The organism is Scrofimicrobium canadense (assembly GCF_009696615.1).
In the GTDB taxonomy this organism is placed as follows: domain Bacteria; phylum Actinomycetota; class Actinomycetes; order Actinomycetales; family Actinomycetaceae; genus Scrofimicrobium; species Scrofimicrobium canadense.
The window spans coordinates 56,794-74,835 of record NZ_VULO01000006.1; the positions used below are offsets into that span (position 1 = coordinate 56,794).

Sequence of the window (18,042 nt, forward strand, 5' to 3'; positions counted from 1 at the left end):
TTGTCTGAGGCATACGATGGTGGTGCTTGAGTGGTGTCGCTTGAGTTGTTTTTTTATGTATTGGAGGTGCCGAGGATGGCGAATATACAGGTCACGTATGGTGAGATTGAGGCTGCGGCGCAGCAGCTTGGTAATGGCCGGGAAGATATTACGTCTCGGTTGCAGGTGATGCAGGGACAGATACAGAATTTGGTTTCTTCGGGATTTGTCACTGACCAGGCATCCGGCAAGTTTCAAGCTGCTTATAACGACTATACGACGTCGGCGAATACGGTGATCGCTAAGCTTTCTGAGATTGAAGCCTTTTTGAAGCAGACTGCTGCGGCTATGAGTGAGTTGGATGCACAAATCGCTTCTCGTATCAACTAGGTGAGGGTGTTTCTTGGGGCAGGGGCTGTTGCGTATTTGGAGATAATCACATATGGCTAGTGGGCTAAGAATCGATAGCAGCGCTGTTGCTGATGTGGTGAGTGTTCTTTACGAGGCTGCCGCGTTGGTGCAGATATTGCCAGCTTATTGCACCGCAGATTTTGGTGATACCGCGGTAGCGGAAGCCATGGCGCATTTTGGTCAGGCCTGCACTAGCTTAGCTGATGATCTGGCTGAGGGACTGAATACATCGGGGGTGAATGCTACGCGAATGAGCGAGAGTTTCACAGAGCTTGATCGGGGTCTGGCTGTCATGATTGCGGAGGGGGGTTCTTGGTGAGGGGTGATACTGCTTTGAGAGGTGACGTGGATTCTATACGTGCCAACGCCGCTTCTTTGAGTGATCAGCAGTATCTTCTGGATGGGAACAAGGCGATTAATGATGCTTTGGGGAGATTAGCAGCTGCTGGTTATGGGCAGGCTTTTGTTTCCCTACAGTTTTCTCTTGTGCCTTTGCAGGTATGTGTGAATAGTCGGATTAATGCTGAGCAGCAAGTTGCTGATATTTTGCGGGATTATGCTCAACAGGTCGAGCAAATACGCAACGATGCGCTTATCGCTAAAGCTAATCTTGAAGAAGCTGAAATGGCTTTACAAGATGCGCAGTCCTGGAAACAGAACAATGATCCAACTGATCCTGTTCCGGCCAGTGTTCAGCGTGAACTAGTGATGGGACCTGGCCAGGTCAGTACTTATCAGGCTCGTCTTGATGAGTTGGACCAGCAACGCCAGGAACTGGGCAGTAGTATTGCCAGTCAAATCGCTTCGCATACCAGTGCGGTGTCAAGTAGCCTCTTGCCACGCAAGGGAGTACTAGCAAACCTGTTTTCTTCACCGGTAGCCTCGACTGTTGGTATTGATCCCGCCACGGCAGCAGCTCTTGCCCGCACTCTTCTTAACACTGGGAGTATGTCTCCAACCCAGATCAACGCGTGGTATGAAAACCTGGAAGAGGCAGAACAACACTGGCTGGTCAGACACTACCCTGCCGTGATCGGTAACCTTGATGGCATACCCCCCAACTTCCGTGAGCAAGCCAACCTAATCCAAATGAACACAGACCTCAAAGCCCTCAATACCAAAATCGAAGAACTCGAAACAGAAATCAAAGCGGCTATGACCTTTCCCTCCATAAACAACGAATATCTCGAGACTCTCATAAGAGATAAAGCATTATTCAACGCACGGCGCCAAGACATCCAAGACCTCAAAAACCAACTCAACAAATGGAACAGAGGCAAGAAAAACGCTGACGATATGCTGGTGCTTTTGGGCTACCACGGCAACACCGCTCACGTACAAGCCATTATCGCTACCGGTGACATCACTCACGGCACAAACATGACTGTACATGTCCCCGGCATGAACACAACCGTTGGCGGCACCACCATCACCGACGCCATGACCACACTGAACATACAACGCGACATAACCAAAAAGGAACTCAATAATACAGGTTCTACCGCTGCTGTGTACTGGCTTGGATACAATGCTCCTGATTGGGGTGAGGTGCCTCAGCGAAACTCGGTTGTATTGCCTTTTGCGGCCTGGGATGCGTCAGACGCGTTGGTCAGGTTTTCTCAGGGAATCAAGGCAACATCAAAGAACTCGACTGAACCGCTATTAGTATTCTCGGGGCATTCCTACGGCACGGTAGTTGGACTCAACGCACTGACTGACCCCGACCATGCCTTTGACCGGGCTGTATTTGCAGGAGGTCCCGGAGTGCCCTTAAACGTTGATCCGAAGTTGCCCATTGAGGATATGTTTTTCGCATCGAATGCAACAGACTTTGTGCAAATAATGGCAACTATTGCTCCTGTTCACGGTGTTCCTTTCCGGGCTCTGGGTGATACCGTCAATCACCTCAATGTTGGAGAAATTACCCACAACGGTCAACAGTTCTCTGGGACTAGCTTTGACGGGCATAGCTATACACACGCTACATCGGACCCTGCGGAGACCCCGTCTCCTACCTCTACTGATCTCAATATCGGAATCATCATGTCGGGTAAAGGCTCTCCATATGTGATTCCAAAACAAGAAATAGCAACGGAGTATCCTCAGGGGAGCGATTTTGGCTGACGTAACCTTGAAAACTAGAACTACCCGGAGCAGCCCTTCCGGTCGTAAGAAAACGTTAAAACATGCTCTCAGTAGAAAAATAACACCGGTGTTTGTGTCGATAGCCCTAATAGGAGCCCTCACGGGATGTCTGGGAACAGCCACCCCGACTCCACACCAACCCGCATCACCCAACGGAGGGGATACTACGATGGTCGCGCCAGGTGAACGTATCACATGGAATCGGATGATTGCCGCATACGGGCTAGGCAGGTATCCCAACAAAGGTGAGTTGCCAGAAATTGTGGAAGACTGGCGCAGTCACATACCTGCAACGAACAAGGACGCACCCCCGTATTACCCGTTCGTCCAATACCAACACCTCACTTTCAAAGAGCTCGGCACCGCCTTGGAAGAACCCCTCATGGAAGCCCTTAGCGAGATAGAAGAAACCCTCGGTGTAGGACCCTGGGAACACCACGAAAAACACGGCGGCGCCTGCGGCCCAGCTAACCCCAACTCGGAATACCACTTCGGTATCGGCGGTTACGTTTTATTGTCTAAAGTTACTTCGGTCGATCCCACTGACGAGCAATACACGCAGATGATAGAGATCCTCAACAAATACTATCCAGGCATCAACAAGAGAGAAAACCAGTACCGTTCCAGTGACGAAGAAGGCAAACGCAACTACATGATGGCCGCCGACACCGACGACATGATCAGCATCTGGATGGAACAGGGCTCTGGAGGCGCAAGAGTCACTCTTGACAGCGGCTGCTACATCACCCTCGACGACTAACATGAAACTGCGCCACCATCGACAAGTTATTCCGACCATTACTGCGTGTCTGTTAGGAATACTGTTAGCTTCCTGCGGCGCCACTGGTAGTGGGGTGGAAACTGTGCAGTCACGAGGTTCTGGGAAAGGGGATACTACGATGGTCGCGCCAGGTGAACGTATTACATGGAATCGGATGATTGCCGCATACGGGCTAGGCAGGTATCCCAACAAAGGTGAGTTGCCAGAAATTGTGGAAGACTGGCGCAGTCACATACCTGCAACGAATAGGGATGCGCCCGCGTATTACCCGTTCGTCCAATACCAACACCTCACTTTCAAAGAGCTCGGCACCGCCTTGGAAGAACCCCTCATGGAAGCCCTTAGCGAGATAGAAGAAACCCTCGGTGTAGGACCCTGGGAACACCACGAAAAACACGGCGGCGCCTGCGGCCCAGCTAACCCCAACTCGGAATACCACTTCGGTATCGGCGGTTACGTGCGTTTACTCAAAGTCACCTCGGTCGATCCCACTGACGAGCAATACACGCAGATGATAGAGATCCTCAACAAATACTATCCAGGCATCAACAAGAGAGAAAACCAGTACCGTTCCAGTGACGAAGAAGGCAAACGCAACTATCAGATGGCAGCCGACACCGACGACCTCATCAGTATCTGGATGGACAAAGACATAGGCGGAGCCATGGTCACTCTTGACAGCGGCTGCTACATCACCCTCGACGACTAACATGAAACTGCGCCACCATCGACAAGTTACTCACATCATCACTGCGTGCCTGTTGGGAATACTGTTAGCTTCCTGCGGCGCCACTGGTAGTGGGGTGGAAACTGTGCAGTCACGAGGTTCTGGGAAAGGGGATACTACGATGGTCGCGCCAGGTGAACGTATTACATGGAATGAAATGATTGCCGCATACGGGCTAGGCAGGTATCCCAACAAAGGTGAGTTGCCAGAAATTGTGGAAGACTGGCGCAGTCACATACCTGCAACGAATAGGGATGCGCCCGCGTATTATCCGTTTGTCCAATACCAACACCTCACTTTCAAAGAACTCGGCACCGCCCTGGAAGAACCCCTCATGGAAGCCCTTAGCGAGATAGAAGAAACCCTCGGTGTAGGACCCTGGGAAGACCACCAAGGCAGTGGGGGCAGGTGTGGGCCGGCAGACCCTAACTCGGAATACCATTTCGGTATCGGACGTTACGTTTTATTGTCTAAAGTTACTTCGGTCGATCCCACTGATGAGCAATACGCGCAGATGATTGAGATCCTCAACAAGTATTATCCAGGCATCAACAAGAGAGAAAACCAGTACCGTTCCAGTGACGAAGAAGGCAAACGCAACTACATGATGGCCGCCGACACCGACGACATGATCAGCATCTGGATGGAACAGGGCTCTGGAGGCGCAAGAGTCACTCTTGACAGCGGCTGCTACATCGCCACCGGTCACTGACACCATCATGACACCACGCCACCATCGACACGCCACCCTGGCCATTGCCGCGTGTCTACTGGGAATAGTGTTAGCTGCCTGCGGCACCACTGACACCACCAACAGCGGGGTGGAAACTGTGCAGTCACGAGGTTCTGGGAAAGGGGATACTACGATGGTCGCGCCAGGTGAACGTATTACATGGAATGAAATGATTGCCGCATACGGGCTAGGCAGGTATCCCAACAAAGGTGAGTTGCCAGAAATTGTGGAAGACTGGCGCAGTCACATACCTGCAACGAATAGGGATGCGCCCGCGTATTATCCGTTTGTCCAATACCAACACCTCACTTTCAAAGAACTCGGCACCGCCTTGGAAGAGCCCCTCATGGAAGCCCTTAGCGAGATAGAAGAAACCCTCGGTGTAGGACCCTGGGAAGACCACCAAGACAGTGGGGGTAGGTGTGGGCCGGCAGACCCTAACTCGGAATACCACTTCGGTATCGGACGTTACGTTTTATTGTCTAAAGTTACTTCGGTGGACCCCACTGACGAGCAATACACGCAGATGATTGAGATCCTCAACAAATACTATCCAGGCATCAACAAGAGAGAAAACCAGTACCGTTCCAGTGACGAAGAAGGCAAACGCAACTACATGATGGCCGCCGACACCGACGACATGATCAGCATCTGGATGGAACAGGGCTCTGGAGGCGCAAGAGTCACTCTTGACAGCGGCTGCTACATCACCACCGACGACTAAACACCGCCACCCAAGAAGATGTTCTACTTCCAACCTAAACTTAAGCTATCTTATGCATCAGATATTTCTCCTCACTGGGCACCTGAAGAGTTCATGCAGTGGGACGGTTATGAGCAACTGTTTGATCGATCCGTTCGGTGGCTTTCACATGAACTCTAAAAACCAGTCCTAAGGGGCAGTATCGAAACGCCGAATATCATTGTGGCCTCGCACCCTCGCGAAATATCGCAGGCTACGAGGCCACACCTCTCGAAACCATTTACGAGGCAGTGCGAGCCTGTCCAGGTACTGCGTCAGTCGCAATCGTGAGGTCGCGGTCAACAGTTTCAGGAACCATTATCGAGGCAATCACGGTACAGATCATGGTGAATGACATATAGATCGCAATCGGAATCCACGTCCCAAATTGCAATAATAGCCACGAGCAAATGAATGGTGCGATGCCACCCCCAATGAGGGAGGAAAGCTCGTGAGCAATCGTGACTCCGGCATACCGGTACCGAGTACCAAAGAGCTCTGGGAAGTAGGCCATTTGCACTCCGTCGTTACCGTAAGCTGCGAAAATATATCCCAAAACTACCGCAAGGCCGACCAACACGGTGAGACCTGTATTGAGCAGCGTAAAATAAACGATAGGCATTACGATGCCCAGACCTGCGATCAGAAGATAGATCGGTTTACGTCCAAATCGATCAGACAAGAATCCCCAGGTGAATGCGGAGATCATTCCGACGATTGCTCCGATGAGCTGAATGACTGTGATCGTGGAACGCGGGAAGAACTCGCTGGTACCAGGAAGTACAACATATGCGGTAACAAAGGTCACAAAGAATGTTTGGACAGTATAAGAGTTAGTATTTGGCCCCCAGTTCATTACTGCGACCATAAAAATGCTTTTCCAACCATACTTGAACGCTTCAACGATGGGTGCCGATTCGGCATGTTCGGCATCCGTGGAGTTCTTCAACTCGACAAACACAGGTGATTTTGCGAGATGACGGCAGATAAGCCACGCACCAAAAATAACCAGAATCGATGCCAGGAAGATGATCCGCCACCCCCCAGCTGATAAATGCCTCTTCCGGCATGACCCACTGAACAACCGCAAACATGAACGTACCAAGAACTGTTCCTCCGGCAGCACCAACCATCACCGATGACGACATACGACCACGTTTTCCCGGAGGCGCAGTTTCAGTGAGAAGAGTGGCTGAACCAGACTGCTCGGCTCCCGCACCTAGGTCCTGGAGGAGCCTCAGAAGGAATAAGAGGATCGGCGCAGCAACGCCGATGGCGGCGAAACTGGGGAGACATCCCACGAGGAACGTCGCAGTCCCCATGAGTGCCAAAGTGGAAACCATAACCCATTTGCGGCCAAGCCGTTCGCCAAAGTGGGCAATAATGGGGAATACGGGATCGGCATCTGCGCCAACTGACAGCAGGACGGCTCATCCCCACGGGCGCGGGGAACACACGCCGAGTTTATCGCTCACGCGCGCGCCGACGGGCTCATCCCCACGGGCGCGGGGAACACGATTGTCAGGTATTCGGCGGTGGCCCCTACGCCGGCTCATCCCCACGGGCGCGGGGAACACTTTCTTCTATCCACTCTGAGAGTCCCAGGTCAGGGCTCATCCCCACGGGCGCGGGGAACACCTATCTCTCCGAGCTTATAGCGCATGTTTTCGCGGCTCATCCCCACGGGCGCGGGGAACACGACGATGCTTTCTTTTCAGCGGTCGTAAAGCACGGCTCATCCCCACGGGCGCGGGGAACACCATCAACGCGCCAGAAGACACCGGCCCCAACACGGCTCATCCCCACGGGCGCGGGGAACACAAACGCCTCAGCCTTCGGCTCAAGCTGCTTGACGGCTCATCCCCACGGGCGCGGGGAACACTCTGCATAGTTTTGCCTTTCCTGAGTAATCTGCGGCTCATCCCCACGGGCGCGGGGAACACGATCGTGGCTACGCGAATGGTGGCATCCTCGACGGCTCATCCCCACGGGCGCGGGGAACACTAGTGCGCCTTGCCCCGACTGGGACCAGGTCACGGCTCATCCCCACGGGCGCGGGGAACACTAGCATTTATTGCACATACTATGCCCCGCGTGCGGCTCATCCCCACGGGCGCGGGGAACACGTATTCCTATCTATCAGGCGTTGGCTACCAATCTGGCTCATCCCCACGGGCGCGGGGAACACCAACCATATTTCGCTACTGGTGACGGCAAATGGGGCTCATCCCCACGGGCGCGGGGAACACTCGACTATTCCCGTGGTTGGGGGTGAGTCCCCGGGCTCATCCCCACGGGCGCGGGGAACACCTGCGCGATGGACGCAAAGGCGGGCGCGTGACCGGCTCATCCCCACGGGCGCGGGGAACACCGACCGGGGCGGCCTGTTGCCGCCAGGGTTGACGGCTCATCCCCACGGGCGCGGGGAACACTGCACCTCGCCGTCAATGTGCGTGCAGTCGTGCGGCTCATCCCCACGGGCGCGGGGAACACTCTGCGCTCCCACTGGTATATGCCCGACAGCCCGGCTCATCCCCACGGGCGCGGGGAACACTCCCGTCTATGTACCCCGGCCCCGTTTCGTCTCGGCTCATCCCCACGGGCGCGGGGAACACAGTGCGAAGCGCTTGCGGTCGATCAGCGGCATGGGCTCATCCCCACGGGCGCGGGGAACACGCCTCTAATCTGTCCACTGTTTTCTCCTTTTTGGGCTCATCCCCACGGGCGCGGGGAACACGTCAGCGAGCATCCGCAGTTTCGCCGCGTGATCGGCTCATCCCCACGGGCGCGGGGAACACAACCCGACTCAACGCAACTCGACGCGGTGGACCGGCTCATCCCCACGGGCGCGGGGAACACTAGAAGGCTAAGCTTTAGGGCTTAGCCTTTTACGGCTCATCCCCACGGGCGCGGGGAACACCCTCGGTCCCTCTGCAAGCCGCTCTGAGATGGCGGCTCATCCCCACGGGCGCGGGGAACACGCGATACAATCATGCTACTAGAGAGACACGACCGGCTCATCCCCACGGGCGCGGGGAACACCGTCTACTGTCATGGCTGACATTGGTGGTTATCGGCTCATCCCCACGGGCGCGGGGAACACTGCACCCATGTCCTCATCCCATGACCCGGCCAGGGCTCATCCCCACGGGCGCGGGGAACACACTTGATCACCAGCAATTATATTGTACGGACCCGCGATTCTAATTCACTTTTAACAAACAGGTAGAACCCCAAAAAAAGACCAACACGCTCAAAACGGCCTACATTCCCCCGTCTGGAATGGTCTTTAGGAAAGGTAACTTCACTCATCAATATTGTCGTTTTTTCCACGCTGCCTGCTCCATGCCGGGGTTCGCGCACGCCTAGAAGCGCGCGCATTGCTCCACCCAGTTCGTCTTCCATACCGTTTACCCTCCGAGGTCTTGCGTTTCATCAGTATCAGTCCATCAAGATCTACTGGTTCCCACTCATGACGGTGAACCTTGAACCGCAATCGTTGCTCACCATCGGATGAGTAGATCATGATGGCCCTGCCATCTCGGCAAAGCTCGCACACTCTTTTCCAGATTTCTTCGCGTAACCTGGCAGAGCCTTTGCCGACAAAAACTCCTGAACTTACTTCAAGCAACCATTTCGTTAAGTCACCGCGTAGCCCGGCTGGACAGGCGGATAGCACCAAGACCATCACGTCGCATCACCTGCGTAATTCTTCCCAGATTCCACGGTCGTGTCGCCTTTTCCAGACCAGAGCGACAACGAATCATCCAGTTCCCATACTTCTTGAGGATCAGCCTTGAGCAAGGTAAGAATGTCTCGTGCGCAAGTCTTGAGAAGCCTCTCTGAGACAACTGCGTCACGCACCTTTCTCCTTACTTGTGACAGCAGATTATCTTCAGGGGACGCAGCAGCTTCAAAAGCTGCCGGTATGGTCACGACTGCTTTGTAGAGATCTGCAATGTCATATACGAAGGCTCGGTCAGTGCCTGAGTGGACAAAACCAAGTCCCGGACTGCACCCAAGTGCAACAATCACCGAATGCACGATTCCATACAGGCTTGCATTGGCCGCGGTTAGGGCTTGATTCACTGGGTCACCAGTAGTTATGTCATCACGGTCATAGTCTCGTTTGTCCCAGTTAATCCCCACGCGCGCAGCTTCCTGTCGGTACACACGCCGCACGCGGGCACCTTCCCGTCCCCGTAGCTGTTGCATGGTGAGAGCCTCAACGTCTTCACCAGGAAAACGCCACGAGTACATGGTTCGAGCGACCTCGAGGCGACTCTTATTATTCGAAACCAGACGTGCTTGCGTCTCTAGAAGTCGGGATGATTTAGCCAAGGAACGTCCGTGTGCATAGTAGCGGACACCATTTTCCCCCACCCACACCACACTGGCCCCGCAATCACCAAGCAAAGACATTGCAGCGTGCGTGACCCGCGCACCGGGACCAAGAAGGAGACACCCAAGTACTGCTACCGGTATGTGGATGGTTCCTTCTTGGTCAGTGGCGGTGATTGCGTTGGCATCCCTATGAACAGTGCATCGCTCCAGGTATACAAATGACCACCTGTCTTCGATCCGGCCCAGTTCTATACGTTCGGGTGGTGGCATCCCAGGCAATGCCATTACGTCACCTCGGTTCTTTGAGAGTTAGCAATCCACAACCGTAGGCTTTTCCGCGCCCAATCCCATTTGTTAAGGAATACCTCAAGGCATCAACGTCACTGATCTCTAGAGTTCCCTCATATTGGGCCTGCACAATGGTGACGGTAGAAGCTTTCTTGTCTGTGGCACCCCTACGGCTGAATCTCTTTTCCTCACGGCTAGTGACTTTCACGTCAGGGGATGTTAGCAAACTGTCAGTTTCTGAGCCTTCTGTCGGAGAGATCATAGTCCTGGGAATCTCAATATCTGGAATGGTGAATCCCCATTTTGAGCTGCGCTCCAGCAACCATTGAGTCTGCTTTGTAACAGACTTTTGTGGCTGCAGTTCTCCCCGCCCCCCATGCGAGGGGCCTCGCTTGGTGGGATTAGCGGTGAATCGGAAGCCCCATCTTTGGCCTTGTCGGAGGCGATCAAGAAATGGAGTGTAAGGAGTTGTGTCCCACCGTTGTCCCTGCCATCCAGCTTGCTCAATGATGTGATGCAGATCGGGACGCAGTGGGCTGACTATATAGAGCCTGTAGACAGGTTTATCGATATCCAGCCTCCACAGTGGCCTTCCCTCCACACTGTCAAGCGATCCGGGTTCGAATGCCGACATGACTGCGGCGTGCATTGCCTGCGGTGAACTGATGAGTTTTCTGCCTCCCCGCCGTTGAGGATTGATATTCATTGCAGCAAACCAGGTCATGCTTTCACCACCGCCTCGAAGAAGGGGTCTCGCGCAGATTGTCCAAGATCATTGTGTACCCTGACCGATTCAACCTCGACCACTTCCCGCAGCCCGTATTGACGGTTTTCCGATGCGTAGCTCAACGGAACATCCTTGCGGAAGTCTCCTACTTCCTCTGGCCGACCATCACGAAGCAACGGCAAGTAGACCTCTGTTGCTTTGGTTTTCCGGTACCAGGGCGCCGCATGCCATGGTTCGGCTCGTAAAGCGGCTTCCACATCTCCGTCTTTGATTCCTAAAAGAAGATCAGCATTTGCTGGGCATGCACGTCTACCTAAGTACAGTGGGTATTTTGGCGAGGCGATTGCCGCCTGGAGTTGTTCAAGGACTTCTGGCGGCCCAGAGACGGCGGCGACGAATACTGCGTCAGCCAGATAGTAGCGAGTTACAATGGTTCCTGGCGGACCTTTACGCCAATCAACCGCAGTTTGAAAATCTCGCTCTAGCGTGCCCGGCTGATCTATGCGCACCCCAAACTCGAGTTTCACTAAGTCCTCAATCGGGTCGGTGCGACGCCGCCCTTGCGCGGCTGCCAACATCCCAAGAACACCAGATTTTGTGGGTTCATCCCCGGCACTTCGGCTACGAAACCGACTCTGGTGGGACCACGATTGCAGCGGTGCTTTGAGCTTCAAAAGCAACGACTGCATACTATTGGTCCTCTGATAACGCGGTAGCAACTGCGGCGCTGACTGAGTCCATCAGTTCTTTTCGATTCACGACATCACCGAGCTGGGCCAGTGGAGTATCCGGGCCCAGTTGGGTCAAAACCCACGTGGCTTCTGCATCTTTTTCGCACATTGCGCCTATAGATGTGGCTTCTTTTGCGAGGCGTTCGGCAGCCGCGTCCCGGTAACCGCTATCGGTATTGGCCAAGGGCTCCTCAAATGCATTCACCCATGAGACGGGACGGTCGGTGCGAACCGCGACAACAACCGCGTAAGGAAGCGTCTGGTTAGCAAAAGTGTTGATTTTTCCCGTGGGTAGCGAGGAGATAAACGAAGAAAGGAACGCTTTCGTTGCCTCGACAGCAGCTTCAGGGTCTCCTAGGTTTTCCTCAAGCGCATCGACGTTTACCGTGGCATACCTGTACAGAGTCGAAGACATCATCTGGACGGTTCCAAGCATTCCCGCGCCAGTTTCTTCCTCCCCATGCGCAATATCGTCGACGGCGGTGAAGAAGTCGAAGTCGGGTTCTGTTGCTGATACTCCGATTGCATGGGCTACTTGCACTGCAGCATCAACGTTGTATTCGGGAGCATCAGCAACCATCCTTCCGAACATGGCAATGTCAAAGGAGTGGTCACTGTCGAAAAGCGCAGCCAAGTCTTTCTTGGAGAACTTTAGGTCAGGAGAGTCCACGATAGCCTGTGCGATCTTCTCAATCTGCCGGGTGCTAAGAAAGAGCAGGTACCCTACTTCTGGGGCACGTTCTTCCTCGCCCTCACGGGTATTGGGTTTACTGGTTTTGATCTTTGCGGCCTCAAGAACTTTGACTGCGGCAGCTTCAGCATCCTCTCTGGTCCGTTGAGGATCGGCTGCGATAATTTCGTCGGCGATTCTCTGGGTTACACGCTTTGTGCGTATTCCCCGTAAGTTCTTCGGCAGGTTGTTATTGAAATCTTTCCGAATCGCGTGTTTCCACGCCTGAGACGAAACTCGTTGCCGTGGAACACCTCCGAAAATCGCCGTCTTTGGCGCGCCATCTTGATCACGGTTAATGTTGCTGGGGGGCAAGGTTTGCAGCGCGTGAATATCGACATAAGTGGTCATGAAGTGTTACCTTTCCAATTTGTTGGTGTGATCTGGTGAAAGTTGTCTATTTGTCAGAAGTTTTTGCATAAAGGGTTCGGGCAAAATCGCGGCCCCATCGTAGACGCACTTGATCGCGGCTCTTCGGCGATCGCAGTTTGACGAGGTCGGTTGCAAGTTGTCCGTGATCAAGCGGTATCTCATGACTGTTAAAAAGTCCGAAGAGAGAGCGAAGATGGTGATCAATCGCCTGAGGAGACCTGGCCACCATAAGCACGTCAAATCGTGGTTTTATTGACGCACTATCTGTCTTCTTAGCTAGCTGCGCTGCTGCAGCACCAACGCTTGTTTGTTTTTGGTACATATATGGCCTCAGTGAGCGTTGATGTAACGCGTAAAGCGTGAGTGCATCGAACGCGGCCTCTTCGTACGGGGACGGGGCATCGCCTTTTCCTACGCACCACTCGGGCAAGTCTGACGAAACAAGATCCAGGACTTCCATCCACGCCAACGGATCATCCTGTGGTTTCCTTCCAGCGGCTTGACGCAGCCTTGCGAAAGTTGCTTGAGCTTTTGCTTCACGGGAACGGTTGCCGCTATACCGGTCCGAGTATAGACGTCCGATGGCCTTGCGAATAGCGAACGCAAAATCATCACGATGACTGTCGGCGCTGGATTCTTTCTGTGTCGAAGAGGTCGACATCGCCTCTGTGGTTGTCATACATTGACCTCCTGTGTCGGTTGTGATTCTGAGACTTCTTCGGTGTTATCCGCACTCTCAACTGTGGGTGGGCCCAAGTGTTTGCGAAGCGCGGCACGAAACATAGCAAGCGCGGTGGACGCTGAGACAAGGCGGTCTGATTCCAGCTTTCCGACGAGGGCTTTGGGGCCCGCGCCCTTGACCAGTGCAGCCGCTTCATTATTGGCTGCTTGGCGGACTATCTCGAACCAGCGCTGACGATGCCGATCCATATCTGTGGCGGGCTTGATCTGGGCAAGCCAGTTCTTAAATGGCATTGCCACCCCTTGAAGGAGCTGTTCAGCAGCTTCCTTATCAAACACATATTCACCCCCGGCCGCTTTCTCAAGATTCCCTGACAACTGCCCCAAAGAGATAGCCACATCCATTGTGGTGTCAGCGGCGGTGACAATGTCGTAGGCAGCTTTCGAACCTGCCTCGGTGAGGATTGCCAAGCGCATGGGCAAAGCTTCGTAGATAGTGTCCTCGATTACAGCATCTTTGTTGCCGTAAACCACGCCGACCATTTCCACTATTACCAGGAGGTCTTTTGGTAGAGACTCCAAGTACTGCAGCTCCGCAATCCACTCCAGTGTTGCCGGACGCTTATCGCCTTCCTCTGCGTTCTTGACATTTTTTGCGCTGTCCCTGATGAGAAGAGGTTCGAGCCCGCGCCACAGAGTTCGCTCTGCTGAATGTTGTTTAGGTAAGTGGACAATATCAGTTTTGCTTGATTGGTTCTTGCTGTAACGGTAGGCAGTCATGGGGTCCTGGAATTGATTACGGATCTGGTATTTATCTCCATTAGATACCAGGGCTCCGACAACTCGATTGCCTTTGAGGCGAAGACGAACGCGACGCGTCTGCCACGTGAGAATGTCACAGGGACCGGTGGGTATAACTTCAGGGATGTTCGGATCCCCCCCATTTCGGTCCGCTGCACTATCAGGCGGACGCTCCCACACTGGCTTGTCCTCTGCTGCTGAACTGGTAAAAATCATCCGTGGGTCGGTGTTGAGCACCAGTGTCTCAGCGAGATTACGCCCATGCACTACTACACCGCCGGTACGACCTGTCCACCCAGCCCCAATCGGGTAACCACGACCTCCTTTAACTCGGCTGTCGCCAACAGCGCCGGATTTGATGCCCGAGTAGTCCCACGCGTGGATAGCAATAAGCCATCGCGCGGCCTCAGCCAGGCTGATGCTCTCGTTTCCAGAGCCAGCCCTCATGGTGAAAAAGTCCGACTCGGCTTCGGGAATAATTCTTGCGATTTCGCTAAAAGTGTCTTTGGCGGTGCGAAGATCTGCCACTTGCATGAAGGGCTGTTTTTGATCGAGGAGGTCGAACCGGTCCCGATAGCTTTCAAGGTATTCGTTGACCGCGTCGCCAAAAGAATCGGTTTGCGCTTTCTCGAATTGCTCAAGCCACCATATTTCAGCGTCGAATCTTTTTCCGCCAACCTCATCTTTCTCTCGGCAGGCTGCCCAGTATGCGGCCAAGAGTACCCTCAGTACGGCGTAGTCTTGCGCTGGCGAGTCTCCTGATAGGCGACGAATCTCATGGGCCTTAGCGAACACATCTGTTAGAGATAGCGACCGAAGCTCGCCGTTAATCATTTGACAAGAAACCCACGCCTCGTCAAGTAGATTGAATCCGCCATGCGTATCAACATCGTTATTACTACTCATTTATTTCCCTTCATGGCCTCAACTTCAATGTCAATCAGGCCCAGATTCCTATCGTATCTAAGTCTGTAATTCGCTAGCGTCGCCTCAAAAGACTCATCCAAACAAAGCTGCAATTGCCCCCGAAGCAAGGTAGATTCCTGCCATCCGGCATCTGTTTCATGTTCTAACTGATCAAGTGCCCTGTCAAATACCGCCGGCTTAGAAAACCTATAAGGCAGTCGCACGGTTGAAGTAGCAAGCTGCCAGGCAATACTGGGTTCTGGAGGCTGATCTTTGGCGACAACCGTGTCGTGGTAGCCTGAGCCAAGCCAGGGCAGGGGCCGGTATCCGCCGGGGACCTCCTGACAGAGCACCACCTCTAGTGTGGGTTCAGTATCACGAACTTGGGCAAAGCCACGCTGTTCAGCAGAAGCATTATCGGCAACGTCGGCTCGTTGCTCTTTCCATAGGTCGGCAAAGGTCTGTGCCTCACAAGGGGGTGGCAGCTGAAAGGTGAGCGCCTTTTTTTCAGATTCGATGCGCGCATTTTCCAGTGCGTCACGCGCCTCATCGAAATCTTCTGCCCAGCCTGTGGGGATATCGACTTTGTCGCTATACACGTCTTGCACCAGTAAAGGAATTTGCGCTGGTAAGTCCACAACTGTTCCGGAACCTTCCAGCCCCAAGGCGACGAAAGTGCTCAATAACAATGCCCGCGGATAAATATCCTCTAGCGCATCGGCAAATACTGGCGCGCGCGTATCATCACCAAAGTCGGCAACACCTCGTACAAATGCGTGAGGGACTGACACTGCCGCTGGGCGCGCGCCGGCCGCGCGAACATGCCGGTGTAGCCTACCCATGCGCTGCAAAAGTAGGTCGATCGGAGCAATGTCGGTGACAATGAGGTCAAAATCGAGATCCAATGACTGTTCAACAACTTGGGTTGCGACGACGATTCGCCTCTTTGGACGAGGCGACGGTTGGCCATCTTTGGGTGGCCCTAGTTCTTCCAGAAGTTGGCGTTCCTTCTCCACGCGTTCACACGCAGTAAACCGCGCATGAAGTAGGCATGCATCGTCCCCCACTAATTGCGAAACCTCATGGTACGTCTGTTGGGCGCGCGCCACAGTATTGCACAACACTAGAGCGCACCCTCCCTCCTCGACTATGGGAGCTAGCACCTGGCGCAGGTCTTCCTCGCTGTCGTCTATTGGAGCAACCGTCACCGCAAGATCTTTCGTTGCCCCATTTACGGGGTAAAGAGTAGCTTTGTCAGCATCAGCAACGGTGATTACCGGGTAGGTACCCCCACTGGCAGGAACCTCGTCAATAAAGTCCCGACGATATCTTCCTGATGCCCCTGCCTGATACGCAGCTATGAGCTTGGCTTTGACTGAGTGCGGCAGCGTTGCTGAGAGCATGATGACTGGCACCTCATAGTAGCCTAGCCATTCAAGTGCCGCCTCAAGATACGACGACATGTAGGCATCGTAGGCATGGACTTCGTCGATTACCACGACTTTCCCAGCAAGCCCTAAATGCCGAAGCATGAGGTGTTTGCTCTGCAATGCCATGAATAAAAGTTGGTCGACAGTACCCACGACCATGGAAGATAGAATGCCTTTCTTTCTTCCCCACAGCCATTCGTGGGCGACAGTGAGCGCTCTTTTCTGCGAGTCATCACCAGGTTCAGAGGATTCGTCACTAAGTTCAATGGAAGGCATCCGCGACATTTTCGCAAAATCTCGATTGAGGGTATTCTTCGAATGCCCTAAATACATGGAGACGACAGCCTCATTGACAACAAGCTTGGCCCAATGAGACACGCGGGCGAATAGAGAATCACTGGTCGTCATGGTTGGCGCAGCAAACATCACCCCACTACAGTTCAGCCGCGCCGCAAATATCCCCGCGGCTACCAGCGATGCTTCAGTTTTCCCGTTTCCCATTGATGCTTCGATACACATAATCGAGGCTTTCTCACATTTTCGTGCTACCTCTACGGCTGCTTCTTGAACAGGAAAAGGCGAACGATCATCGGACCATCCGAAACTACGTTGATACTCCTCTTTGGCGGGCAAACCTGAATCATCTGGATTCCACAGTGGGGGCAGATTTATCATCGCCATTCCCGCCTCAACGCGTTCTTGGTCGTAGCGTGCACCAGGACCAAGCGGGAATGCCTCGGTGTTGGAGGCGATCCAATCTGCGACGATCACGATAGCGGTGAGAAGTAATTGGACTGGATCGGTCAGACGCTGACCGGACTTTAAAAGCCGTGACAGAACCTCATCCGCTCCCGTAAAGCGGGTCATAACATCAGCGATTTCCTGATGGACTTCATGCCACATGGGCGCGTGTTTATCGAGGTGCTGGGCTGCATGAATCACCTGCTCCCTAAATGAGGGAAGCCCGTGGTGGGTACCTGCAATAGCAGCTAACGAATCAGCTGGACGTATGCGACATCCATAACGGTTACAAAGCCACCTGGCGAGTATCACCTGGCCAGCCACTGTGTGGTGATAATAGTCAACGGGCAGGACTCTGCCGGGTAAGTGCAATCCTGAGTCCCTGATTGCGTCACCTAGATACCTGTAGCGAGGTGAATCATCTAGCATTCCTGCGAAGGGCATTGATGCTTTACCTATGTCATGCGTGGCCGCTAACCACACTACTAAGCGGTGACAATCATCTTCCGATAGACCTATTTCTTGAGCTAGAAGCTGTCGTACTTTGGGAGGTATCCAGGTCACCCATAATTGGTCGGCTACACCAGCAGCATCAAGGAGGTGCTGTGGCAGCGACAAGTTCGCTTCTTCGTCCCCTGATTTAGCCCACAAAGACAGGGCCTGCGGTGACCACTGGTGAGAAAAGTTCCATCCCGCTTGACCGAAAATCGGCGTCGCTTCGGGTATCTGATTCACATTTCCTCCACCGTTTTCAAGGCGCAACTCTGCACCCT

The 18,042-nt window shown here is 53.7% G+C and carries 18 protein-coding genes and 1 CRISPR repeat array; of the genes, 8 read left to right on the plus strand and 10 right to left on the minus strand.

The window, feature by feature from the left end:
• The first annotated feature begins 75 nt into the window (after window positions 1-75).
• The 8 genes from FYJ24_RS05840 (at window position 76) to FYJ24_RS13380 (ending at window position 5,659) form a co-directional block, all read left to right on the plus strand.
• Window positions 76-369, plus strand: coding sequence for a WXG100 family type VII secretion target (locus FYJ24_RS05840; RefSeq protein ID WP_154544516.1), 294 nt, complete (start codon window positions 76-78; stop codon window positions 367-369).
• A 52-nt stretch (window positions 370-421) separates the two neighbouring features.
• Window positions 422-709: a hypothetical protein gene (locus tag FYJ24_RS05845; RefSeq protein WP_154544518.1), complete on the plus strand. Its 288-nt coding sequence runs from the start codon at window positions 422-424 to the stop codon at window positions 707-709.
• Between the two features lie 26 nt (window positions 710-735).
• Complete coding sequence (locus FYJ24_RS13375; protein WP_154544520.1) at window positions 736-2,514, plus strand: alpha/beta hydrolase; 1,779 nt, start codon at window positions 736-738, stop codon at window positions 2,512-2,514.
• Between the two features lie 190 nt (window positions 2,515-2,704).
• Window positions 2,705-3,295: a hypothetical protein gene (locus FYJ24_RS05855; RefSeq protein ID WP_154544522.1), complete on the plus strand. Its 591-nt coding sequence runs from the start codon at window positions 2,705-2,707 to the stop codon at window positions 3,293-3,295.
• 1 nt (window position 3,296) lies between these two features.
• On the plus strand, window positions 3,297-4,025 hold the full coding sequence (locus tag FYJ24_RS05860) for a hypothetical protein (RefSeq protein WP_154544524.1): 729 nt from the start codon (window positions 3,297-3,299) through the stop codon (window positions 4,023-4,025).
• Between the two features lies 1 nt (window position 4,026).
• Window positions 4,027-4,755 (plus strand): hypothetical protein, encoded by a 729-nt coding sequence (locus FYJ24_RS05865; protein WP_154544526.1) that lies wholly within the window; start codon window positions 4,027-4,029, stop codon window positions 4,753-4,755.
• 7 nt (window positions 4,756-4,762) lie between these two features.
• A complete protein-coding gene (locus FYJ24_RS05870; protein ID WP_154544528.1) occupies window positions 4,763-5,500 on the plus strand; it encodes a hypothetical protein in 738 nt (245 codons plus the stop codon).
• Between the two features lie 18 nt (window positions 5,501-5,518).
• Complete coding sequence (locus FYJ24_RS13380) at window positions 5,519-5,659, plus strand: glutamine amidotransferase (protein WP_154544530.1); 141 nt, start codon at window positions 5,519-5,521, stop codon at window positions 5,657-5,659.
• Window positions 5,660-5,759: 100 nt separating this feature from the next.
• Here FYJ24_RS13380 and FYJ24_RS12915 read toward each other — a convergent pair whose 3' ends face one another.
• The 10 genes from FYJ24_RS12915 to cas3 form a co-directional block, all read right to left on the minus strand.
• Entirely contained in the window at window positions 5,760-6,533 is a 774-nt protein-coding gene (locus FYJ24_RS12915) for an MFS transporter (protein WP_318656566.1), read from the minus strand.
• Window positions 6,418-6,942 (minus strand): MFS transporter, encoded by a 525-nt coding sequence (locus tag FYJ24_RS13165; RefSeq protein ID WP_318656567.1) that lies wholly within the window; start codon window positions 6,940-6,942, stop codon window positions 6,418-6,420. The genes FYJ24_RS12915 and FYJ24_RS13165 overlap by 116 nt, the downstream gene beginning before the upstream one ends.
• A 2-nt stretch (window positions 6,943-6,944) precedes the next feature.
• Window positions 6,945-8,682: direct repeats of the CRISPR family, unit length 29 nt; unit sequence CGGCTCATCCCCACGGGCGCGGGGAACAC.
• A 140-nt stretch (window positions 8,683-8,822) separates the two neighbouring features.
• On the minus strand, window positions 8,823-9,206 hold the full coding sequence (gene cas2e / locus FYJ24_RS05885; RefSeq protein WP_154544676.1) for a type I-E CRISPR-associated endoribonuclease Cas2e: 384 nt from the start codon (window positions 9,204-9,206) through the stop codon (window positions 8,823-8,825).
• Window positions 9,206-10,147 carry a type I-E CRISPR-associated endonuclease Cas1e gene (cas1e, locus tag FYJ24_RS05890; RefSeq protein WP_154544532.1) on the minus strand — a complete coding sequence of 314 codons (942 nt, stop codon included), beginning with the start codon at window positions 10,145-10,147 and terminating at the stop codon, window positions 9,206-9,208. Before cas1e ends, cas2e begins: the two co-directional genes overlap by 1 nt.
• Before the next feature lie 4 nt (window positions 10,148-10,151).
• Window positions 10,152-10,874: a type I-E CRISPR-associated protein Cas6/Cse3/CasE gene (cas6e, locus tag FYJ24_RS05895; protein WP_206192535.1), complete on the minus strand. Its 723-nt coding sequence runs from the start codon at window positions 10,872-10,874 to the stop codon at window positions 10,152-10,154.
• Window positions 10,871-11,566: a type I-E CRISPR-associated protein Cas5/CasD gene (gene cas5e / locus FYJ24_RS05900; protein WP_154544534.1), complete on the minus strand. Its 696-nt coding sequence runs from the start codon at window positions 11,564-11,566 to the stop codon at window positions 10,871-10,873. The genes cas6e and cas5e overlap by 4 nt, the downstream gene beginning before the upstream one ends.
• 1 nt (window position 11,567) lies before the next feature.
• Complete coding sequence (cas7e, locus tag FYJ24_RS05905) at window positions 11,568-12,689, minus strand: type I-E CRISPR-associated protein Cas7/Cse4/CasC (protein WP_154544536.1); 1,122 nt, start codon at window positions 12,687-12,689, stop codon at window positions 11,568-11,570.
• Between the two features lie 46 nt (window positions 12,690-12,735).
• A complete protein-coding gene (gene casB / locus FYJ24_RS05910) occupies window positions 12,736-13,389 on the minus strand; it encodes a type I-E CRISPR-associated protein Cse2/CasB (protein WP_154544538.1) in 654 nt (217 codons plus the stop codon).
• Window positions 13,386-15,098 (minus strand): type I-E CRISPR-associated protein Cse1/CasA, encoded by a 1,713-nt coding sequence (gene casA, locus FYJ24_RS05915; protein ID WP_154544540.1) that lies wholly within the window; start codon window positions 15,096-15,098, stop codon window positions 13,386-13,388. The genes casB and casA overlap by 4 nt, the downstream gene beginning before the upstream one ends.
• Entirely contained in the window at window positions 15,095-18,004 is a 2,910-nt protein-coding gene (gene cas3 / locus FYJ24_RS05920; RefSeq protein ID WP_206192536.1) for a CRISPR-associated helicase Cas3', read from the minus strand. The genes casA and cas3 overlap by 4 nt, the downstream gene beginning before the upstream one ends.
• Between the last annotated feature and the right edge of the window lie 38 nt (window positions 18,005-18,042).